This window comes from Micromonospora purpureochromogenes (genome assembly GCF_900091515.1).
In the GTDB taxonomy this organism is placed as follows: Bacteria; Actinomycetota; Actinomycetes; order Mycobacteriales; family Micromonosporaceae; genus Micromonospora; species Micromonospora purpureochromogenes.
The window spans coordinates 3,976,198-3,996,764 of the sequence record NZ_LT607410.1; the positions used below are offsets into that span (position 1 = coordinate 3,976,198).

The 20,567-nt window shown below is 73.8% G+C and carries 18 protein-coding genes; 12 read left to right on the forward strand and 6 right to left on the reverse strand.

Going from position 1 to position 20,567, the window contains the following annotated elements; translation table 11 throughout:
* Window positions 1-36: 36 nt before the first annotated feature.
* From GA0074696_RS18410 to GA0074696_RS18425, 4 genes are read right to left on the reverse strand one after another with little or no spacing between them, the layout of a single operon-like run.
* Window positions 37-1,671 carry a glycoside hydrolase family 43 protein gene (locus GA0074696_RS18410; protein ID WP_172894327.1) on the reverse strand — a complete coding sequence of 545 codons (1,635 nt, stop codon included), beginning with the start codon at window positions 1,669-1,671 and terminating at the stop codon, window positions 37-39.
* A gap of 26 nt (window positions 1,672-1,697) precedes the next feature.
* Window positions 1,698-2,627: a carbohydrate ABC transporter permease gene (locus tag GA0074696_RS18415; RefSeq protein WP_231925065.1), complete on the reverse strand. Its 930-nt coding sequence runs from the start codon at window positions 2,625-2,627 to the stop codon at window positions 1,698-1,700.
* A complete protein-coding gene (locus GA0074696_RS18420; protein WP_231925066.1) occupies window positions 2,624-3,547 on the reverse strand; it encodes a carbohydrate ABC transporter permease in 924 nt (307 codons plus the stop codon). The genes GA0074696_RS18415 and GA0074696_RS18420 overlap by 4 nt, the downstream gene beginning before the upstream one ends.
* Window positions 3,544-4,833 carry an ABC transporter substrate-binding protein gene (locus GA0074696_RS18425; protein WP_088962242.1) on the reverse strand — a complete coding sequence of 430 codons (1,290 nt, stop codon included), beginning with the start codon at window positions 4,831-4,833 and terminating at the stop codon, window positions 3,544-3,546. The genes GA0074696_RS18420 and GA0074696_RS18425 overlap by 4 nt, the downstream gene beginning before the upstream one ends.
* Window positions 4,834-5,064: 231 nt before the next feature.
* Here GA0074696_RS18425 and GA0074696_RS18430 point away from each other — a divergent pair, with 231 nt between their 5' ends.
* The 5 genes from GA0074696_RS18430 (at window position 5,065) to GA0074696_RS18450 (ending at window position 9,152) form a co-directional block, all read left to right on the forward strand.
* The gene (locus GA0074696_RS18430) at window positions 5,065-6,078 is read left to right on the forward strand and encodes a LacI family DNA-binding transcriptional regulator (RefSeq protein ID WP_088962243.1); all 1,014 of its coding nucleotides are present in this window, start codon (window positions 5,065-5,067) and stop codon (window positions 6,076-6,078) included.
* Between the two features lie 144 nt (window positions 6,079-6,222).
* Complete coding sequence (locus tag GA0074696_RS18435) at window positions 6,223-6,948, forward strand: hypothetical protein (protein ID WP_088962244.1); 726 nt, start codon at window positions 6,223-6,225, stop codon at window positions 6,946-6,948.
* A gap of 125 nt (window positions 6,949-7,073) precedes the next feature.
* A complete protein-coding gene (locus GA0074696_RS18440; RefSeq protein WP_088964667.1) occupies window positions 7,074-7,586 on the forward strand; it encodes a DUF6529 family protein in 513 nt (170 codons plus the stop codon).
* A 22-nt stretch (window positions 7,587-7,608) separates the two neighbouring features.
* Window positions 7,609-8,049: a Rieske (2Fe-2S) protein gene (locus tag GA0074696_RS18445; RefSeq protein WP_088962245.1), complete on the forward strand. Its 441-nt coding sequence runs from the start codon at window positions 7,609-7,611 to the stop codon at window positions 8,047-8,049.
* Between the two features lie 365 nt (window positions 8,050-8,414).
* The gene (locus tag GA0074696_RS18450; RefSeq protein ID WP_088962246.1) at window positions 8,415-9,152 is read left to right on the forward strand and encodes a GAF and ANTAR domain-containing protein; all 738 of its coding nucleotides are present in this window, start codon (window positions 8,415-8,417) and stop codon (window positions 9,150-9,152) included.
* An 8-nt stretch (window positions 9,153-9,160) separates the two neighbouring features.
* On the opposite strand, the gene GA0074696_RS18455 is transcribed toward GA0074696_RS18450, so the two are convergent.
* Window positions 9,161-9,871: a GAF and ANTAR domain-containing protein gene (locus GA0074696_RS18455; protein ID WP_088962247.1), complete on the reverse strand. Its 711-nt coding sequence runs from the start codon at window positions 9,869-9,871 to the stop codon at window positions 9,161-9,163.
* A gap of 404 nt (window positions 9,872-10,275) precedes the next feature.
* On the opposite strand from GA0074696_RS18455, the gene GA0074696_RS18460 reads away from it, so the two are divergent.
* The 4 genes from GA0074696_RS18460 to GA0074696_RS18475 all read left to right on the forward strand — a co-directional run bounded on the left by GA0074696_RS18460 (window position 10,276) and on the right by GA0074696_RS18475 (window position 15,800).
* Entirely contained in the window at window positions 10,276-10,728 is a 453-nt protein-coding gene (locus GA0074696_RS18460) for an STAS domain-containing protein (RefSeq protein ID WP_269458730.1), read from the forward strand.
* Window positions 10,729-10,842: 114 nt separating this feature from the next.
* The gene (locus tag GA0074696_RS31430; RefSeq protein WP_088962249.1) at window positions 10,843-12,099 is read left to right on the forward strand and encodes a hypothetical protein; all 1,257 of its coding nucleotides are present in this window, start codon (window positions 10,843-10,845) and stop codon (window positions 12,097-12,099) included.
* 274 nt (window positions 12,100-12,373) lie between these two features.
* Window positions 12,374-13,054, forward strand: coding sequence for a hypothetical protein (locus tag GA0074696_RS18470; protein WP_088962250.1), 681 nt, complete (start codon window positions 12,374-12,376; stop codon window positions 13,052-13,054).
* Between the two features lie 313 nt (window positions 13,055-13,367).
* Window positions 13,368-15,800, forward strand: coding sequence for an NACHT domain-containing protein (locus GA0074696_RS18475; protein ID WP_172894329.1), 2,433 nt, complete (start codon window positions 13,368-13,370; stop codon window positions 15,798-15,800).
* Between the two features lie 155 nt (window positions 15,801-15,955).
* Here GA0074696_RS18475 and GA0074696_RS18480 read toward each other — a convergent pair whose 3' ends face one another.
* Window positions 15,956-17,155, reverse strand: coding sequence for an ROK family transcriptional regulator (locus GA0074696_RS18480; RefSeq protein ID WP_088962252.1), 1,200 nt, complete (start codon window positions 17,153-17,155; stop codon window positions 15,956-15,958).
* 228 nt (window positions 17,156-17,383) lie between these two features.
* On the opposite strand from GA0074696_RS18480, the gene GA0074696_RS18485 reads away from it, so the two are divergent.
* The 3 genes from GA0074696_RS18485 to GA0074696_RS18495 all read left to right on the forward strand — a co-directional run bounded on the left by GA0074696_RS18485 (window position 17,384) and on the right by GA0074696_RS18495 (window position 20,566).
* Window positions 17,384-18,682: an ABC transporter substrate-binding protein gene (locus GA0074696_RS18485; protein WP_197700745.1), complete on the forward strand. Its 1,299-nt coding sequence runs from the start codon at window positions 17,384-17,386 to the stop codon at window positions 18,680-18,682.
* 68 nt (window positions 18,683-18,750) lie between these two features.
* Window positions 18,751-19,734 carry a carbohydrate ABC transporter permease gene (locus GA0074696_RS18490; RefSeq protein WP_088962254.1) on the forward strand — a complete coding sequence of 328 codons (984 nt, stop codon included), beginning with the start codon at window positions 18,751-18,753 and terminating at the stop codon, window positions 19,732-19,734.
* A complete protein-coding gene (locus GA0074696_RS18495; RefSeq protein WP_088962255.1) occupies window positions 19,727-20,566 on the forward strand; it encodes a carbohydrate ABC transporter permease in 840 nt (279 codons plus the stop codon). Before GA0074696_RS18490 ends, GA0074696_RS18495 begins: the two co-directional genes overlap by 8 nt.
* The last annotated feature ends 1 nt before the right edge of the window (window position 20,567 follow it).

The window sequence follows — 20,567 nt, forward strand, 5'->3', positions numbered from 1 at the left end:
GCCGACCGGGTGTCCCGGTGGCGGGCGTCCCTCGGGTCAGTCGACGGCCGCGCCGATGTGCCAGGTGGCCGAGTCGAAGTCGGCGTACCCGCCGTCGGCGCCGATGTCCTGCACCCAGAGGCCGGCGAACGCCCCGGTGAAGCCCCAACCCGTCGGCTCACCGTCCACCGCGCGGGCCGCGTGCTCGTCGGAGAGGATGGTGGCGTCGAGCACGGGCGACAGGGGCCGCCACCCGTCGCCGAGGTCGTAGGAGAACCGCAGGGCCGGCCCGTCGAAGACCACCCGCAGTCCGAGCCGCGCGCGCCGCCCCAGCCGCACGGTCGCCTCCGGGTACGCCGCGCGCCGGCCGGAGTCGCAGCTGAGCACCGCCAGCACCGGCTCTCCCGCGTCGTCCAGGCTGACGTAGGCGTAGTGCCAGTTGCGGCTGTTGTAGTAGCCGGTGATCCCGGCCAGCTGGCGGAAGGTCTCCGGCCGGAACTCCAGCACGGTGGACAGGGCGCAGCGCGGGTCGGTTACCCGGCGGGCGACCAGGCTGGGCCGGTGCCGCCCGACCGGTGACTGGCCGCCGACGATCCGCAGGTGGGAGGGACGGACGGCGAGGTCGACCCAGTCCGGGGTCGCCGGGCGGCGCAGGGTGGACCAGGCCGGCCCGAGGGTGGGGGCGTCGAAGTCATCGGTCGCCGGCTCCGCCGGCCACGGCGCCGGCGGCAGGTCGGGGGCGGCCACCACGTCAGCGGGTACGCCCCCGCGCACCCGGGGCCACCCGTCGGCGGTCCACTCGACCGGTTGCAGGGCGGTCTCCCGGCCCAGCACGCAGTTGCCCAGCGGGGTGTAGGGGCGGCCGGTGAGGTGGGCCAGGTACCACCGGCCGTCGCCGGTCTCGACCAGGCTGCCGTGGCCGGCCTTCTGCAACCGCAGCTCGGGCCGGCCGTGCGAGCTGATCAGCGGTCCGTCCGGGTCCGGCCGGTACGGACCGAAGAGCGACCGCGAGCGGGCCACCGTCGCCTGGTGCTCCCAGCTGGTGCCGCCCTCGGCCGTGAGCAGGTAGTACCAGCCGTCGCGGCGGTAGAGGTGCGGTCCCTCGGTGACCCCGGCGGTGGTGCCCTCGAAGATCAGCCGGGGCGGGCCGACGAGCCGCCCGGCCAGCGGGTCGTACCGCTGGATCTCGATGCCGCCGAACGAGTCCCGCCCGGGGCGCCAGTCCGCGCGCATGGCCAGCAGCCAGGTGCTGCCGTCGTCGTCGTGGAAGAGCGACGGGTCGAAGCCGTGCGCGTGCACGGGCACCGGGTCCGACCAGGGGCCGGTGACGTCGGGTGCGGTGACCACGTAGTTCTGCGGATCCCAGTAGCCGCCGGCGAAGCTGGCCACGTCGGTGTAGACGAGGTGGAACCGCCCGTGCGCGTACGACAGGCAGGGCGCCCAGACGCCGCACGAGTCGCCGACGCCGGTGAGGTCGAGCAGGCGGCGCTCGGTGAGGAGGCCGCCGAGCGGCCGCCAGTGGACCAGGTCCCGGGAGTGGTGCAGCCGCACCCCGGGGTACCACTCGAACGTCGAGGTGGCCAGGTAGTAGTCCTCCCCCACCCGCAGGATGGACGGGTCGGGGTGGAAGCCCGGCAGCACCGGGTTGTGGATCACACGGGTGGTGGTGGGCGTGGTTACCCCGCTGGTCATGGGGAGGTCTCCTCGTGGGGGGCGGGTCACTTGCCGAAGCCGGCGGTGAGGCCGCCGAGCAGGTGACGCCGGCCGAACAGGTAGAGGGTGAGCACCGGCAGGGCGGAGAACACCACCAGCGCCATCAGGCCGGGCACATCGGTGCCGAACTGGTTCTGGAAGTTCCACAACCCGAGCGGCAGCACCCGCTGCTCGCGGCTCTGGGTGAGGACGAGGGGGAAGAGGAAGCCGTTCCAGGCGCCCAACCCGCTGAAGATGCCGATGCTGACCAGGCCGGGCCGGGCCAGCGGCACGACGAGCCGGGTGAAGGTGCGCGCCGAGCCCGCCCCGTCGACGGTCATCGCCTCGTACAGCTCGTCGGGGATGTCGCGCAGCGTGCTGGTGAGCACGACGACCGACATGGGCAGGGAGAACGCCACGGTGGGCAGGATGATCGCCGGCAGCGAGTCGTACAGCTGGAGCCGAGTGATGATCAGGTAGATCGGGACGACCACGGCCTGGGCGGGGATGGCCAGGCCGAGCAGGAAGAGCGAGAACCCGACCCGCACGGTCCGACTCGTGCCGCGCACGATCGCGTACGCCGCGGGCAGCGCGAGCGCGAGCACCAGCACGATCGTCGCGGCCGTCACCACCGCGCTGTTGAGCAGCAGCCGGGCGAAGCCCTGCCCCAGCACCCGGCCGTAGTTGTCGAGGGTCAGCGTCCCGGGCAGGGCCAGCGCGCCGTCGTTGAGATAGCCGTCGGGGGTGCGCAGGCTGGTGACCAGGATGTAGTAGAGCGGCAGCACCACCACGAGCAGCCACAGGGTCGCCCCGACACCGGCCGGCAGGTTCACCGGCCCGCGGGCCCGCGCCCGGCCCGGGGCGGGCGGCAGATCGGCGCGTACCCCCGTCGTGGCGGGCGCGGGCGTGCCGCGCGTCGGCGGCGGCGCCGGCCGCACGGACTGCGGGTGTCTCACAGGCCCTCCCGGTCGCTGGCCATCCGGTGGTAGCCGGTGGCGCGGACGATCAGCACCGACAGCACGGTGCCGACGGCCACCAGCAGCACCGACAGCGTGCTGGCGTAACCCATGTCGAAGCCGACGAAGCCCTTGATGTACATGTGCAGCGGCAGCACCCGGGTCTCGGTGCCCGGCCCACCACCGGTGAGCAGCAGGATCGTCTCGAAGTAGGTGAGCGACCCGACGATCATCAGCACCGAGGAGGCGACGATCGTGTGGCGCAGCAGCGGCAGGGTGATCGACCGGAACTGGCGTACCCGGTCGGCGCCGTCGATGGCCGCGGCCTCGTAGAGGGTCGCGGGGATCTGCCGGACGGCGGCCTGGTAGATCAGCGTGTGGAACGGGACGAACTGCCAGGCGATGACGAGGGCGACCACGTACAGCGCGCGGTCCGGGTCGCCGATCAGGTTGCCGTCGGGCGCGCCCAGCCAGGGCCCCAGCGTCGCCGCGGCGCCGAAATTGGGGTCCAGCAGGGACAGCCAGGCCAGCGCGATCGCGGCGGTGGAGAGCAGCAGGGGCAGGAAGAAGGCCGCCGAGAGGATCGCCCGGTTGCGCTGCGGCGCCGCCGCCCAGACGCCCAGCAGCAACGCCAGCGGCGTCTGCACCACCCAGCACAGCGCCGTCAGCAGCAGTGTGGTCCAGATGCCGTGGGTCAGGTCGGCGTCGTGGCGCAGCGCCCGCCAGTTGTCCAGGCCCGTCCACACCGGGTCGCCGAGCCCGTTCCAGCGGGTCAGGCTGAGGTAGGCCACGACCAGGATCGGCGCCAGCCCGAAGGCGGTGAAGAACAGCCCGGCGGGGACCGCCCAGAGCGCCCGCGGCCGGCCGTGCCGGCGCCGGTCCGCCGGGGCCCGGCCGAGGGCCGGCACGGCCGCGGTCACCGCGCCTTCCCCATCGCGGCGACGAACTCGGCCGCGGTGAGCTGGGAGAGGAAGAGCTTCTGCAGGTTGGTCAGCAGCTCGCTGCCGACCGAGGGCGGCAGCGCCTGGTCCCAGGACTGGGTGAACGACGACGCGCCGGACACCAGCTGGTAGGTGAAGGTGGTGAACTCGGCGCCCGGGGTGCCGGCCAGCTTGGTCTCCACGCCCTTGACCGCCGGTACCTGCCCGGCGGTGATCAGCCCCTGTACGTACGACTCGGAGGTCAGGGTCCGCTTCAGGAAGTCGACCGCCGTGTCGGGGTGCTTGGAGCTGGCCGACACCGAGTAGTAGTTGCTCGGGTTGCCGACCACCGCCGTCGGGTCGCCGGCGCCGTCGGCGACCGTCGGGAAGGGCAGCCAGCCCAGCTTGCCGTCCTTGACGAAGGCCGGGTTGTTGGTCAGCTGGGTGGAGTACTCCCAGCTGCCCATGAGGAACATGGCGGCCTTGCCGGTGGCGAAGAGCTTGGAGGCGCCGGAGTTGTCGTAGTTGATCGAGGCGAAGTTCGCGCCGAACGCGCCCCGCTTCGCCAGCTCCTGGCACATCGTGGCGGCCCGCACCACCGCCGGGTCCGACCAGGCGCCGGCCGTGCCGGCGGCGATCGCGGCGAACTTGTCGGGCCCGCCCACCCGGTCCAACAGGTACTCCAGGTACATCAGTTCGGTCCAGCCCTGCGAGCCGGGCAGCGCGATCGGGGTGACCCCCTTGGCCTTCAGCGCGTCGACGACTGCCAGCAGCTGGTCGTACGTCTTCGGCGGCTCGAGCCCGGCGGCGGCGAAGACGCCCTTGTGGTAGTAGAGGATCACCGGCTGGATCCCGTTCATCGGCAGGGCGTACTGCCGGCCGTCGACCTGCCCCACCGACAGCACGCTCGGCAGGAACGCGGCGGACAGGTCGGCCGTCCGGTCGGTCAGGTCGACCACCTGGCCGGCCTTGACGAACTGGGCGAGGTTGCCGCCGCCCCAGTTGAAGAAGACGTCCGGCGCCTGCGGCGACCCCATCGCCACCTGGAGCTTCTGCTTGTAGGCGTCGTTGACGTACGTGGTGAACTGGATCTTGTTCTCGGCACCGGAGTTGTAGGCGTCGATGGCGGGCTTGACCACCTTCTGGTATTCGGCGTCCTGCAGAGCCCAGAGCTGAAGCTGGTCACCTCCGCCCGGCCCGGAGTTGCCGCACGCGGCGAGCGAGCCCAGCGCGCTGGTGCTGAGCAGGGCTGCGGCCGTACCACCCAGGAAATCGCGCCGACGCATGGCCGACCACCGTCCTCTCCACGACCCGGCCGCGCCCGACCGGATGCCTCGATAAGTTTCGGGAAAGTTTCGATTTCGAGGCAGACTAGGCAGCGCCGCGAGATCGGGTCAAGGGGTCGCTGTCGATGGAACGGCAGCGGAAGCTAACGGATCGGACACGCCGGTGCGCAGGTTTCGAAACTTTCGGGATACGATCGAGGGCAGGGCACATCGATCGCCGAGGAGAGTGGCATGCCGGAGACGCGGGCGACCCTGTCGGAGATCGCGGCCGCCGCCGGCGTGTCCGTGCCCACCGTCTCGAAGGTGCTCAACGGCCGGCCGGACGTCGCGCCCACCACCCGCCAGAAGGTGCAGGACCTGCTCGATCGGCGCGGCTACACGGCCCGGCGGGCCACCTCCTCCGGCGGCGCTGGCCTCATCGACCTGGTCTTCCGCGACCTCGGCAGCCCCTGGGCGATGCAGATCCTCGACGGCGTCGAGGAACTGGCCTACCGGGCCGGCATGGGGGTGGTGGTCTCCGCCGTGCACGGCCGGCACCGCACCCGCCCCGACCGGCGCTGGATCGAGCAGCTCTCCGCCCGCCGGTGCGACGGGGTGCTGCTGGTGCTCTCCGACCTCTCCCTGAGCCAGCAGAGCCAACTCGACGAGCTGGGCATCCCGGTGGTCATCATCGACCCGGCCGGGCAGCCCGGCGCGGGCATCCCGTCCGTCGGCGCGACGAACTGGGCCGGTGGCGTCGCGGCCACGGAGCACCTGCTCGGCCTCGGCCACGACCGGATCGCCGTGATCGGCGGCCAGCCCACCGTGCCGTGCAGCCGGGCCCGCGTCGACGGCTACCGGGCCGCGATGAACGCGGCGGGCCGCAAGATCCCCGCCGGCTACGTCCGGCACGGCGACTTCAACGCGCCGTCCGGGTACCGCGAGATGAACGCCCTGCTCGACCTCTCCCGCCCACCCACCGCCGTCTTCGCCTGCGCCGATCAGATGGCCCTCGGCGCCTACGAGGCGCTCTACGAGCGCGGCGCTCGGGTCCCCGACGACGTGAGCATCGTCGGCTTCGACGACCTGGACGCCGCCCGCTGGTCGGCCCCGCCGCTGACCACCGTCCGCCAGCCGCTGACCGAGATGGCCGGGATGGCGACCCGGATGCTGCTCGCGCTGATCGCCGGCGAGGAGCTGGACAGCCACCGCATCGAGCTGGCCACCCCGCTGATCGTCCGGCAGAGCACCCGCCGGCCGGCCTGAACGCCGCCCCACCTTCCCCGGTCCGCAAGCCCGGCGCCGCCGCGGCTGCTCCCGGCCGTGCCGACGAAATTGCCGGGGCGGATCGGCGCGCGGATTGAACGACCGGCGCCCCGGCACCGTACGACCGGGTGAAGGGAGCTGCTCATGAAGCGCATCACCCCGTTGCTGACCCTGCTGACCGGGGCCGGGACGGCCGCCGTGCTGTTCGCGATGAGCGCCCAGGCGGCGCCGCGTACGGTCCAGCCGACGGCCGCCGCCACCCCCTCGGCCAGCGCCACGGCCCCGCCCGCCGCGCCATCGACACCACCGGCCGACCCGACCGGGCAACCGCCCGCGCAGCCGTCCGAGCAGCGCGGCCGCCCCGGCGCTCCCACCACCGCCCCGGCCGCGCCGGTCACCGCGAACTGGACCGGCCGGCTCGACGGCGGCGCCACCGTCGCCATCACGGCCACCAAGGGCACGGCCGTGGCGTACGTCTGCGACGGCCGCCGGCTGGAGATCTGGCTGCGGGGCACCGCCGCGGACGGCCGGCTGAAGCTGACCGGCAAGAAGGGCGCCACCCTCACCGCCACGATCGGCGACGGCGACCTCGCCGGCGAACTGGTCGTCGGCGACCAGCGGTGGACGTTCACCGCCAAGGCCGGCGCCACACCCGCGCCCGTGCTCTACCGGGCCACCGCGCAGACGCGCAGGACCGGCGTCGACGGCGGTTGGATCATGCTGCCGGACGGCTCCCAGATCGGCGTGCTCACCCGCGACGGCTCCCCGGCGCCGGCCCCCCCGCTCGACCCGGCGTTCGGCACCACGATCGTCGACGGCAGCACCGTCACCGCCGAGCCGGTGGCCGGCGTCCCGGAGACGGCGGAGTGAGGGTCGGCCCCCGGCACGGCGTCGACGCGGACTCCGCCGACGACACCACGCCGGTCGTGCACGTACGGTTCGACCCGCCTCCCGCACCGGACCGGCCCGGCACGCTCGGTGCGCCCCGGGCGTCGCTGCTCGTTCCGGTGCTGGCGGGCGCGGCCGTCGCGGTGGCCGCCGGCGTCTACGGTCGGCTCCACACCCCGACCGGCATCGCCGTCAACCTGGCCGGCTTCTCCAGCCCGCAGGCGGTGAAGGTGTGGCTGGGCAGCGGCGCGGCGTTCTTCGCCGTCCTCCAGTTGCTCTCGGCGCTGGCGATGTGGGGCCGGCTGGGCGGCCTCTCCCCGTCCTGGGCGGGCACCGCGCACCGCTGGTCGGGCCGGATGGCGTTCCTGCTGACCGTGCCGGTGGCGGTGCACTGCCTCTACGCGCTCGGCTTCGCCGACCACGACCCGCGCACCCTGCTGCACTCGCTGCTCGGCTGCCTGTTCTTCGGCGCCTTCACCACCAAGATGCTCGCCCTGCCCCGGCCGGGCCTGGCCGGCTGGGTGCTGCCGGTGGCCGGCGGGGTGGTCTTCACCGTCCTGATTGGCATCTGGCTGACCTCGTCGCTGTGGTACTTCACCACGGTCGGCGTCGGCACCTGAGGTACGAGAGGAAGGCGAGGACATGGTCGACGACCCCGATCCCGGCTGCCCGTCCCGGCGGGCGATGCTGGCCGGTGCCGGCGCGGCGGGCGTCACCGCCCTGCTGACCGGCTGCCAGACGTACGGCGAGGCCGCAGCCCCGGCCAGCGAGGCGACCGGCGCGGCGGGCGGAGCGGCCAAGCCGCTGGCCACGGTGGCGGACATCCCCGTCGGCGGCGGGAGGATCTTCGCCGCCCAGGGGGTGGTGGTCACCCAGCCCACCGAGGGCACCATCAAGGCGTTCTCGGCCAGGTGCACCCACCAGGGCTGCACCGTCACCGCCGTCCGCGACCGCACCATCGTCTGCGCGTGCCACAACAGCGTCTTCGACATCGCCGACGGCTCGGTGCGCGGCGGACCGGCCGGTCAGCCGCTGCCGGAGGCGGCCGTCTCGGTGGAGGGGAACAGCATCCGGCTGGCCTGACCGGGCGGGACGGACCGCGCGCTCAGCTGTCGGGGGGTGACCGCCCGCAGCCGGTGCCGGGCCATCGCGTGGCCGAACGAGGTCCCGCCGCCCACAGGATCGCGCCCGGCGGGCGCCTCCGGGCGGCCGGCCCGGCGGGCGACGCCCGGACGGTCCGGGGTCGCCGCGACCGGAGGGGACGGTAGAGTGGACCACCGCAGCCGACGCCCCGCCAGGCGTCGCGAGCGAGCGTCAAGCAGCGGCGCTGGTCCCCGGTCCGCCCCCGCGGAGCCGCATCCGCGGCCGACGGGAGTGGGCCGTTCCCATCATGCGCTGCCCCGGCTCCGCCGGAACGATTGCGCCGGTTCGCAAGGACGTCAGACGCCATGCCGCAGTCCCCCCTCGACCTGACCGAGGCCTTCATCCAGCTGGGCACGATCCGCCACGACGAGACGGGCCTGGACGCCATCCTGACCCGGATCGCCCAGGTCGCCCGGGACGGCATCCCGGGGGCCGCCGAGGTGTCGGTGACGCTGGTGCACGGCACCGAGGCCACCACCGCCGCCTACACCGGCGACCTGGCGCTGCGCCTCGACGAGTGGCAGTACGAGCAGGGTCGGGGCCCGTGCCTGGACGCGGCGACGACCGGCACGGTGATGATCGTGACGGACATGGCGACGGAGAGCCGGTGGCCGGAGTGGGCGCGGCGGGCGAGCGAGGCCGGCGCGGGCAGCTCGATGTCGATCGGCCTACCAATCCAGGAGGCGGTGGTCGGAGCGTTGAACGTCTACGGCACCCGGCCCGGCGCGTTCGACGAGGTGGCGGAGGCCGCGCAGACCTTCGCCGACCACGCCGCGGTCGCCCTGGCCAACGCCCACCTTTATGACAGCACCGCGAACCTCGCCCAGCAGATGCAGTCGGCGATGCACAGCCGGGCGGTCATCGAGCAGGCGAAGGGGATCATCATGGGGCAGCGGCGGTGCTCGGCGGACGAGGCGTTCGCGATCCTGGCCAAGGTGTCGCAGAACTCCAACCGCAAGGTGCGTGACGTGGCCGAGTCATTGGTGCGTCAGGTCACCGCCGGTGGCGCGGCGCCCCGGCAGTCGACCCGCCCGGAGGGCTGAGTCACCACTCAGCCGGGTGTCCCCTCGGCCCGCGTCACGAGCGCCGCGGCGACGTCGCGTACCTTGCGGTTGGTGTCCTGGGACAGCTTTGACAGGATCGCGAACGCCTCGTCCGCCGAGCACCGCCGTTCGCCCATGATGATGCCCTTGGCCTGCTCGATGACCGCCCGGCTCTGCATCGCCGCGCGCATCTGCTCGGCCAGCGTCGCGGCGTCCTCGTACAGGTGGGCGTTGGCCAGGGCCACGGCGGCGTACGCGGCGAAGGTCTTCGCCAGCTCCTGCGCGTCCCGGTCGAAGGCGCGCGTCGCCAGCCCGTAGACGTTGAGGGTGCCCACCACGGCCTCCTGGATGGGCAGCCCGATCGACAGCGAGCTGCCGACACCGGCGTCCCGGGCCCGGCCGGCCCAGTCCGGCCACCGGTCCTCCTCGGCGGTGTCCGGCACGGAGAGCGCGTCGCCGCTGACCGAGGCGTCCAGGCACGGGCCCCGGCCCTGCTCGTACTGGAACTCGTCGAGTTCGAGGGCGAGCTGGCCCGTGGTCGCCACACTCTGCGCGGTGGTGCCCCGCAACAGCGTCACGGAGACCTCGGCGGCGCCGGGGATGCTGCGCCGGGCCAGCCCGGCGACGGAGCGCAGCACCTCGTCGACGCCGGCCTCGTCGAGCCGGATCCGACCGAGCTCGGCCAGGGCGTCCTGCGGGGACAGCGGAGTCTGTGCCATGGAACGGGCCCTTCACGACGGGGCGTACCCCACGGGTGCGGCGGGCGTGCGCCGCGTCGGTCTTCGGTCGGACCGTCCCCAGGACCGCGCGCGGCGGCCGCGTGCCCGGGGCCGGGGTGGCGGCCTCGCACCGGGGCGGCGTGGCACCTCGCACCCTACCCGCCGCGCCGACGTCCCGTCGCCCGAGTCGGCGGAGGCGCCGGAAGGTCGTCGCCCGCCATGACGTGTGGAAATCGGCCGGCAGGGGTAGCGTCGGAGCCGGGTCGAGACACGCGCCCAGGACCGGCACCGAACCGCGGTGCCGTGAAGTCCGATCAATCCCGCAAGGGGGCGCGATGTCCACGGAACTGCCGTACGACCGAAGCCGGGGTGCGGACGGCGACGTCCCCCCGGGGCCGCCGGTGATGTCACTCCACTGTGAGCACGAGGGACCGCTGACGGTGGTGTCGGTCCACGGTGAGGTGGACATGAGCAACGCGCACCTGCTCGTCGACCTCGTGGCGGGGCTCGCCCGCCACCCCGCCCCCCGGGTCGTTCTGGATCTCTCCGGGGTCCGCTTCGTCGACCTGCACGCGGTACGCGCCCTCATCGAGGCGGACCGCCTGCTCAGGGAGGCGGCGGGCGGCCTGGCGCTCCGACGACCGCCCCGCTGCGTCTCCCGGCTGCTGCACCTCACCGCGACGGCGCACCTGTTCGGAGTGGACGAGGGTCCGGTCCCCGGCGACGCGCCGTGGGCCGGGCCGGCCGCCACCGGCGACCGCGTCCCGCCGAGGCCGGCCACCGGCGCCCTGTCGCCCAACTCCCGGATGGACGCCCGTCGGCCGCCGCTGCCCAGCGTCCGGGAGGTGCCGGCCTGACCAGCGGCACAGAAACCTCCACGCCGCGCCGCGCGCTCTCTGTCACCGCACCGGCGCTTTCGGTAGAGTCCGCGGTGCCGGCCCTCGGGGACGGCTGAGGTCGGGGGTGCGGCGATGAGCGTGCGGAGCGGGCGGCTGGTGCCTCTCGCGCTGCGCTTCGGGCTCGTGCTCGGCGCCGCCGCCTGCGCCTGGATCGGCTACGAGGCGGGCGACGACCGGTCCGCGCGCGCAGCCGACGCGCTACCCGTCGTCACGGTGGATACGGTCGTCGGAGGCGTGACCGACCTGCTCCAGGTCACCCTCCCCCCGGTGGCGATCCCGCCCTCGGTCGCGGCCGACACCCTGGATCCCCCGCGCCCGCCCGGGTCCGTCGACGACGGCGGCGACACGGGCGGCACGACGCCGTCCCGGGCCGGGTCGTCCCCGACAACCGACACCCGCGAGGCGACGCCGGCACCGAGACGCCGGACAGCGCCGCCCGCCGACCGACCTACCCGAGCCGTCCCGTCGCGCCCGAGGACGCCGGAGACCGTGGCCGCGCGCACGAGCCGGCCGCCGCGGGACCGGGTGGCGACACCGCCGGTCACCGCCGTCGACCGGGTGGCCACCCCCGTCGTAGGCACTCTGCCCGCCGTACTCGACCCGGTCGCCGGCCCCGTCCTCGGCGCCCTGCCCCCGGTGGTCGACCCGGTGGCCGGTCCCATCGTCGGCGCCCTGCCCCCGGTGGTCGACCCGGTGGCCGGTCCTATCGTCGGCGCCCTGGCCCCCGTGGTCGACCCGCTGCTGCGCAGCCTCCACCCGGTCCTCAGGCCGCTGGAGCCGGTGCTCCAGTCGCTGGAGCCCGTGCTCCAACCGCTCGAGCCGGTGCTGCGGCCGCTGGAGCCGGTGCTGGGGCCGCTCGAGCCGGTGCTGGGGGCGCTGGAGCCGGTGCTGGGGGCGCTGCGCCCGGGCGAGGTCGCCCCGCCGGCCGAGCGGGGGGCGGGCGGCACGGCCGAGCAGGCGCCCGGGGTGACCGGCACGGCCGGGCGACCACCCGCCAGGACCGCCCCGCCGGCACCATCCGCCGCGATGCCGCCCACCGGCCAACCCCGGACCGGGGCGGCCCTGGCCGACCCGGCACAGACGAGGACGGTCGCGTGGTCCCCGGCGGGAGCCGGCGCCGATCCGCTCCGACCCGACGTGATCCCGCACCGCGGCGCACCCGCCACCGACACCGGCGGCGTGGTGTCCGGCGGCGGTGTCCACCAGCCCGCCGGCGACGCCTCGACCGTCGCCTGGACCTCGCCCGCCACCGGGCTGCGGCTCTGCCGGCCGGACGGTCCCGCTCCGCTGCCGTCCCGCTGTCCCCGGCCGGGGAGCAGACCCGCCTGACGGCGTCCGCCGACGCGACGTGGGGGTCCACCTCGTCGTGGCGCCGCCGCCGTCGCCTCGGATCGGGTCCGACCGCGACGGCCGTCGCCACCGGAGTTCCCGCCGTCGCCGTCGGCCGCGCGTCCCTGTCTCCCACCGCTCCGGCGTCCGCCGGACTGACGGCCCTGCGCGGGCCCCGCGTCGCCGACCACACCGGCGCCTGGTGTCACCGGGCCACCGGCCGGTCGACCACGCCTGCCGTACCCCGATCATGATCTTGATCAGGAGTCACACCATGAGCTATCCCATGCCCGTCGCCCGCGCCCGCTGGTGCGACGTCGGCCGGACCGTCGACCTTGTCACCGCCAGTCTCGCCACCACCGTGCTCGGTGCCTGGCTGGTCCCCGACGAGCATCGCAGGCCGGTCGTGCTGGCCGACGTGGCCCGGATCTGGACCGAACACGCGCTGCTGGTCGGCGACGTGTTCCTGCTGCGCGCCGGCGCGGCCGCCACCGTCTGGTTCCACCGCTACCGGCCCATCCCGCCGCCCGCCCGCTACGAGGAACGGCTCGCGCTGGCCTGCGGCGCGGACCACGAACGGTTCCTCCTCCTCGACCAGGCCCTCACCGCGCACCGCCCCGCCCAGGCGCACCACCACCTGGCGATCCTGGCGGTGCCGCCCGGCCCGCACCGCGCGGCGCGGGCCGACGCCGTCCTCGCCGGTAGTCAGCGGTGGATGGACACGCTCGGCCTGCCGACGTACGCGGAGACCTTCAGCGAGGGCCACCGCGCCCTGCACGGTCGGCACGGGTACCTGGAGCGCGACAGCTTCCCCCTGCTGAACGGGATGCTGGTGCACCCGATGTGGCGTCCGGCGTCCCAGCCGGAGCGACGGGGCGCCAACGTCACCCGCTGGCCGACCGGGCGACCGGCTCGACCCGAGCAGAACCGGGCGCGGGAGTGGGTCCCGAGATGACCGGGTGAGCCGCGGCACCGTCCCGGGCGCGTCGATGATCCGGGGCGGCCCCCGAGGCCGCCCCGGATCCCCGTCGTCCCGCTCGGCGGACCAGCGGTGACCTCGTCCAGGAGTTCACGGAGCCGGCGATGTCGCACCGGGAGCCCCTGGCGACGTGGCCCCGCTGTCGCAACCCGGGCGCCACGGCGACCACGTGCCGGGCGGAACGGGCAGCAGGCGGTGGCGGAACGGGCAGCGGGCGTCGCCCCACCGCCCGTCCACTATGGCCTACGGCGATCTGGCGGACACGGCCGGTCACCGCGATGATGACAGCATGTGGCCGCACCGTCGCTCCGGATCGCCGCCACTGCTCCTCTTCTCCGTGCTCAACGCGGCCAACTCGTCCGCCGTCGCGATCGCCGTGAACGTCGCCACCGCCGAGTTCCCGCAGGCGCACGGGTGGACGGACAACTTCACCGTGATGGCCTCGATCGTGGCGGCGGTGACCGTGGTCAGCGCCGTGTCCGCGTGGCTCGACCGGAGAGCCGACCGGGCGTCCGCACCGCCGTTGCCGCCGGACCCGCCGGCCGCCGCCGGACCGATGACGACCCGGCAGCGCTGGATCCTCGCCGTCGGCGCCGTCATCCTGACCTCCGGGCTGGCCACGTTCGTCTGGCTGCGGCCGGGGCTGGGCGGGCGGGAACGGCTGAGTGTCGTCCTCACCCTGGTCGGTTTCGCCGTCGTGGCCTGGCTCGTGGCATGGTGGGCGGTGAGGGCGGGACGGCCGCACCCGACCGCCGAGGCCACCCGGACCGGGGAGGCGGGCATCACCACGAGAAGACGTGTCCTGCAGCGCGTGTACCAGTGGTGGGTACGCGACGCGCTGCACCGCTCGCTGCAACAGGCGGTACGCCTGGACGTGGCACTCGACGCCCAGCCCGACGCGGTGGAGGCGTACGAGGGACCGACGCAGGCCGCCCTGCAACGACTGGGCGAGCCCGAGCCGCTGCCCGACGGGACCCGCCTCGTCGACGTCTACGACGCCGGCCGCAGGGTCCTGCTGATCGGCCGACCGGGGTCGGGCAAGACCACCCATCTGCTGCAGCTCACCGAGGAACTCCTGCGTCGGGCGCGGGACGACGAGGACAGCCCGGTGCCGGTGGTGCTGCTGCTGTCCCGGTGGCGCACCAACCACCCGCACTTCTGCTCGTGGGCGAGCGCCGAGATCGGTGAACGCTACGGTGTCGCTCCCGCCGAGGTGCGGCAGTCACTGGACGACGGGCGGATGATCCTGCTTCTCGACGGCCTCGACGAGGTCGACGGCGACTACCAGGACGCCTGCCTGGAGGCGATCAACTCGTTCGCCAGGGCGGCGAGCTTCGCGGCCACCGGCATGGTGGTGACCTGCCGGTCGCAGGACTACGAGCGGCTGCACCGCCTCGCCTTCGACACCGCACTCGTGGTGCGGCCGCTGAGCCGCGGCCAGATCGACCGGGCGCTGCGCTCCGCCGGCCCCGACCTGGACACCCTCCGGCACGCCCTGGACCGGGACGAGACGCTGCGCGAGCTGCTGACCACGCCACTGATGCTCGGCGTGGCCACGATCGCCTACCGCGGCGCCACCCCCGACCTGCTTCCGGCCGGCGGGGACAGCGACGCGCACCGCGAGGTGCTCTACCGACTCTTCGTGCAGCGGATGCTGACCCGCCGGCGCAGCCTGCGCGGCCGGCCGGAGGTGGACGGCACGAGCTTCCCGCCCCGCGAGGCGCGCTGCGCGCTGATCTGGCTCGCGCGGCTCATGCGCCGCCGGAGCCAGACGGTGTTCTACCCGGACTGGCTCACGCCGGCCTGGCTGCCGGGCCGGCGTACCGAGTGGACGCTCCCGCCGGCGCGGGGCCTGGCCGCCCGGCTGGCCCGGCGACTCGGTTGGGACCACACCAGCACGGGGCTGGTCGGCGGTGGTCTCGCCGCCCTGAGCGGGGCCGCCGCCACGGTGCCCTTCGGCGCCCTGATCGGCGGGGTACGGGGCGCGGTCGTCACCGCGGCCGGCGCCGCCGCGTTCTTCGGCCTCGGCATCGGGCTCACCTTCGGGGTGCTGCTCCAGGTGCCCCGGCTCAACCGCCTGTTCGTGCCCTTCATCGGGCGGGAGGAGAGCACCGCCTACGCGGCCTCCGAGTGGACCACCTCGGCGCGGTCCGCGGCCACCGGCTTCCTGTTCTGGTCGGCCTTCGGCGTGGTGTTCGTCGGCGTCCCGGTGGCGCTCTCGTCCACCTGGCCGGCCGCCGCGCTGATCGCGCTGACCCTCGGCACGGGTGGAGGGCTCAGCGGTGGCAGCGTGCCCGACTTCGCCAAGCCGCCGGCGTCGCCCGGCCATGCCCTGCGCGCCTCGCTGCACCGCTTCACCCGGCTGATGATGATCCTCCTCGGCCTCGTCGCGGCGTTGCTGGCGGTCACCTTCGCGCTGCACGGCCCCTGGTTCGCCGTCGTCGCCGCCCTGCCGATGACCGTCGCCCTGATGCTGACGGCGGGACCGGGCCGCGCCTGGCTGCGCCACCGGGCCGTCAGCTTCGGCATCGCCCGGTCCGGCCTGCTGCCGTCGAACCTGGTCGAGTTCCTCTCCTACGCCGACGACCGGGTCATCATGCAGCGCGTCTTCGGCGGGTACGCCTTCATCCACCGGACCCTGCGCGACCACCTGGCCGACGAGGATCCCTTCGACCGGCTGCCGGAGCCGGGCCGACGGGTGCTGGCCGAGGAGGTTGGCTGACCGTCCGCGAGCCGGCGCGAGCCGGCGCGAGCCGGCGCGAGCTGCGGCGCTACCTGGTTCGGGCTGCCCGCCGGCGACCAGGACCGGTCCGGGCTGTTCCGCGACGGCCGGTCGCCACCGAGGTCGGCCGCGCTCTCCAGCGGGCCCGGTGACGGTCAGTCCCGTACGCCGCCGGAGGCGAGCAGCCGGGCGATCGGCAGGGTCGCCGCGCCCAACGCCACCGCGTCCACCCCCAGCCGGCCGAGCTGGATCGACGCCTGCTCGTACGGCTGGCGCAGCGCCTGCCGGCCGGCGGCCGCCCGGATGGCCGGGAGCAGGTCGCCGAGGGCCACGGCGGCCCAGCCGCCGAGCACCACCCGCTCCGGGTTGAACAGGTTGATCAGGTTGGCCACCCCGGCCCCCAGGTAGCCGGCGGTCTCGTCGAGCACCCGCCGGGCGGTGGCCGAGGTGGCCGCCGCGTCGACCAGGGCGGCGAGCTGGGACTCCTCGTCGTCGCCGGGGACCGGCCGGCCCCGGCGGGCCTCCCGGTAGCGGTCGATGATCGCCTCGGCGCCGACGTACGCCTCCAGGCAGCCCCGGGCGCCGCAGCGACAGGCCCGGCCGCCGTACACCAGGGTGGTGTGCCCCCACTCGCCGGCGCTGCTGGACGCCCCCCGGTAGGTGATCCCGTTGGTCACCACGGCCGCGCCGACGCCGGAGCCGACCAGCGCGAACACGGCGTGCCGGGCACCCCGGCCGGCGCCGAACCACATCTCCGCCTGGCCGAGGGTCTTGGCCCCGTTGTCGAGGTGCAGCGGCAGGTCGGTCCCGTCGGCGATCAGCCGTTGCAGCGGGACCCGGTCCCACCCGAGCGCCTGGGCGTGCACCACCGCCTGGGCGCCCTGCTCGACCACCCCGGAGACGCCGATGCCGACGCCGAGCACGTCGGCCGCCGCGACGCCCGCCCGGGCGGTCACCGCGTCGATGCCGGCCAGCACGTGGCCGGCCACCGCGGCGGGCTCGGTGCGGGCCGGGTCCAGCGGGTACTCGCTGCTGGCCAGCAGCGTCATCGCCAGGTCGAACAGCTCGACCCGGACCCGGGTCTCCCCCACGTCGACGCCGATCACGGCGGCGAATCCCGGCGCGACCCGGAGCATCATGCTCGGCCGCCCTCCGTCCGAGGAGGCGGCGCCCGCCTCGACGACCAGCCCCTCGTCGATCAGGTCACCGACGACGTTGCTCACCGCGGGCTGGCTCAGCCCGCTGCTGCGCACCAGGTCCTGCCGGGTCAGTGGACCGTCGAGGAAGACCTTCGTCAGCAGGGTGGACCGGTTGCGCAGCCGGAGCCCCCGGTTCGTCGCTCGCACCAGCTCCACTCGCCACCTCGCATCCTCCTCGGCCCGCCCGGGCGACTGTACGTCCCCATGCTTGACGGCCCTTCCGACAACCACTTTAATGACGACATTAATTAAGGCGTGATGTAACCCGTCGGGATCGACGTCCCCCGTTCGCTCCCCGCCCCACCGCCCGGTCGGCCGCGCGTCACCTCCGCCCCGCGACAGCTGCCCACCGGTCCCCCACCACTGCAACCAGAAGGGCACACCGTGTCGAGACGACACCTCGGGATGATCGCCGTGGCCGTGCTGGCCGCCGCCTCGCTCACCGCCTGCGGCGACTCGGACGAGGCAGGCAGCGCGTCCGGCAAGACCCTCACCTACTGGGCCAGCAACCAGGGCCCCAGCCTGGAGGCCGACAAGCAGATCCTCCAGCCGGAGCTGGACAAGTTCGAGAAGCAGACCGGCATCAAGGTCACGGTTGAGGTCGTGCCCTGGTCCGACCTGCTCAACCGGCTGCTCGCCGCCGCCGCCTCCGGGCAGGGCCCGGACGTGGTCAACATCGGCAACACCTGGTCGGCGTCGATGCAGGCGACCGGCGCGATGGTCGAGTTCGACGACGCGACCCTCGGCAAGGTCGGCGGCAAGGACCGGTTCGTCCCCGCCGCGCTCGCCGCCGCCGGCGCGCCCGGCAAGCCGCCGGCGGCCGTGCCGCTCTACAGCCTGACCTACGCCCTCTACTACAACAAGAAGGCGTTCGCCGACGCCGGCATCACCAGCCCGCCGACCACCTGGGAGCAGGTCGCCGAGTACGGCCGCAAGCTCACCGGCAACGGCAGGTGGGGCCTGGCCGTGGAGGGCGCCAACCCGTCGGAGAACGCGCACCACGCCTTCACCTTCAGCCAGCAGTACGGCGGCGAGTGGTTCGACGCGTCCGGCAAGCCGACCTTCGACACCCCGCAGAACGTCGCCGCGGTGAAGCGCTACGTCGACCTGATGGCCGCCGACAAGGTGGTCAACCCGAGCAACGCCGAGTACGCGCAGAACCAGGCCGTCTCCGACTTCGCCAACGGCAAGGCGGCCATGCTGCTCTGGCAGGCGGCCGGCTCGAACCTGAAGTCGCAGAACATGGCCCCCGACGCGTACGGAATCGCCCCGGTGCCCTTCCCGGCCACCCCGCCGGCCGGCGGCAAGAAGGTCAACAGCATGGTCGCCGGGATCAACATCGCCGTGTTCAAGCACACGAAGAACAAGGACGGCGCGCTGGAGTTCGTCAAGTTCATGACCAGCGACGCGGAGCAGGTGGCGCTGAACAGAACGTACGGCTCGCTGCCGGCGGTCAAGACCGTCGCCGGTGACGCCGCGTTCGCCGCGCCCGAGCAGAAGGTGCTCCAGGAGGTGCTGGCCACCACGGCGGCGCCGCTGCCCCAGGTGCCCAACGAGAGCACCTTCGAGACGCTGGTCGGCACCGCCATCAAGGAACTGTTCGCCGACGCCGCGAGCGGCCGGCCGGTCACCGAGGACAGCATCCGGCAGAAGCTCACCCGGGCCCAGCAGCAGCTGCGCTGACCCGCCGGACCGGTGGTCGTGGGAGGGATCGCCGACCCTCCCACGACCACCTGAGCGAGAGGACCTCGATGGCAACCCGCACCACCCCCCGGGCCGTCGCGCCGCCCGACCGGCCGGCCGACGCCGCCGGCACCGCGCCCCGCCGCCGGCGCTCCCGCCGTACGCTCCTGCCGTACCTGCTGCTCGCCCCGGCCGTCGTGCTGGAACTGGCGGTCCACGTGGTGCCGATGACCGTCGGCGCGTGGATGAGCCTGCTCGAGCTGACCCAGTTCCACATCCGCGACTGGTCGACCGCGCCCTTCGTCGGGCTGGACAACTACCGGGTCGTGCTCGACGTCGACTCCGCCGCCGGGGCCGAGCTGCTGCACTCGTTCTGGGTGACCGTCGTCTACACGATCATCTCGGTCGGGCTCTCCTGGGTGCTCGGCACCACCGCGGCCGTACTGCTGCAACGCCCGTTCCGGGGGCGCGGCCTGCTGCGCGCCCTGTTCCTCACCCCGTACGCGCTGCCGGTCTACACCGCGGTGATCACCTGGAGCTTCCTCTTCCAGCGCGACAACGGCCTGGTCAACCACGTCCTGGTCGACCAGCTGCACCTGCTCGGCGACAGGCCGTTCTGGCTGATCGGCGGGAACAGCTTCGTGGCGCTGCTGGTGGTGTCGATCTGGCGGACCTGGCCGTTCGCTTTCCTGTGTGTGATGGCAGGCCTGCAGAACATCCCCGCCGACCTGTACGAGGCCGCCGCCGTGGACGGGGCCGGCTTCTGGCGCCGGCTGCGCTCGGTGACCCTGCCGATGCTGCGCCCGGTCAACCTGGTGCTGCTGCTGGTGCTCTTCCTGTGGACGTTCAACGATTTCAACACCCCGTACGTCCTCTTCGGCGGCTCGGCGCCGGACCAGGCGGACCTGATCTCCATCCACATCTACCGCAGCTCGTTCAAGACCTGGGACTTCGGCTCCGGGTCGGCGATGTCGGTGGCGCTGCTGCTGCTCCTGCTCGCGGTCACCGCCGGGTACCTGCTGATCACCAACCGCCGGAGGAACGATGCGTGAGACCGCCGCCGAGCGCTGGAGCCGCCGGGTGGTGCTGACCCTGCTCGCGGTCTTCGTGCTGGTGCCGCTGTACGCGATGGTCAGCAGCGCGGTCAAGCCGCTGCAGGACGTGCAGAACGCCTTCACCTGGTGGCCCCGACGCCCCACCGCGCAGGCGTTCGTGGACATGTGGTCGACCGTCCCGCTGGGCCGCTACCTGGTCAACAGCCTGGTCGTCTCCAGCGTGGCGGCGGTGCTGTCGGTGTCCGTGGCGATCTTCGCCGCGTTCGCGGTCAGCCGCTACCGGTTCCGCGGCCGGAGCCTGTTCTCGGTGACCGTGCTCTCCACCCAGATGTTCCCCGGCATCCTCTTCCTGCTGCCGCTGTTCCTGATCTACGTCAACCTCGGCAACGCCACCGGCATCGCGCTGTACGCCAGCCGCACCGGCCTGGTCATCACCTACCTGACCTTCTCGCTGCCGTTCTCGATCTGGATGCTGGTCGGGTACTTCGACTCGATCCCCCGCGAACTCGACGAGGCGGCGCAGGTCGACGGGGCCGGCCCGCTGCGCACCCTGTTCCGGGTGATCCTGCCGGCGGCGGTGCCGGGCATCGTCGCGGTCACCGTGTACGCCTTCATGACCGCGTGGGGCGAGGTGCTCTTCGCCTCGGTGATGACCGACGAGAACAGCCGCACCCTGGCCGTCGGCCTGCAGGGCTACTCCACCCAGTTCAACGTCTACTGGAACCAGGTGATGGCCGCCTCGCTGGTGGTCAGCGTGCCGGTCGTCGCCGGCTTCCTGGCGTTGCAGCGCTACTTCGTCGCCGGCCTCACCGCCGGCGCGGTCAAGTAAG

Coding starts and splice junctions, on each gene's coding strand:
- GA0074696_RS18410 (WP_172894327.1), bottom strand. CDS start 1,671: ATGACCAGCGGGGTAACCACGCCCACCACCACCCGTGTGATCCACAAC.
- GA0074696_RS18425 (WP_088962242.1), bottom strand. CDS start 4,833: ATGCGTCGGCGCGATTTCCTGGGTGGTACGGCCGCAGCCCTGCTCAGC.
- GA0074696_RS18430 (WP_088962243.1), top strand. CDS start 5,065: ATGCCGGAGACGCGGGCGACCCTGTCGGAGATCGCGGCCGCCGCCGGC.
- GA0074696_RS18435 (WP_088962244.1), top strand. CDS start 6,223: ATGAAGCGCATCACCCCGTTGCTGACCCTGCTGACCGGGGCCGGGACG.
- GA0074696_RS18445 (WP_088962245.1), top strand. CDS start 7,609: ATGGTCGACGACCCCGATCCCGGCTGCCCGTCCCGGCGGGCGATGCTG.
- GA0074696_RS18450 (WP_088962246.1), top strand. CDS start 8,415: ATGCCGCAGTCCCCCCTCGACCTGACCGAGGCCTTCATCCAGCTGGGC.
- GA0074696_RS18455 (WP_088962247.1), bottom strand. CDS start 9,871: ATGGCACAGACTCCGCTGTCCCCGCAGGACGCCCTGGCCGAGCTCGGT.
- GA0074696_RS18460 (WP_269458730.1), top strand. CDS start 10,276: ATGTCACTCCACTGTGAGCACGAGGGACCGCTGACGGTGGTGTCGGTC.
- GA0074696_RS31430 (WP_088962249.1), top strand. CDS start 10,843: ATGAGCGTGCGGAGCGGGCGGCTGGTGCCTCTCGCGCTGCGCTTCGGG.
- GA0074696_RS18470 (WP_088962250.1), top strand. CDS start 12,374: ATGAGCTATCCCATGCCCGTCGCCCGCGCCCGCTGGTGCGACGTCGGC.
- GA0074696_RS18475 (WP_172894329.1), top strand. CDS start 13,368: ATGTGGCCGCACCGTCGCTCCGGATCGCCGCCACTGCTCCTCTTCTCC.
- GA0074696_RS18490 (WP_088962254.1), top strand. CDS start 18,751: ATGGCAACCCGCACCACCCCCCGGGCCGTCGCGCCGCCCGACCGGCCG.
- GA0074696_RS18495 (WP_088962255.1), top strand. CDS start 19,727: ATGCGTGAGACCGCCGCCGAGCGCTGGAGCCGCCGGGTGGTGCTGACC.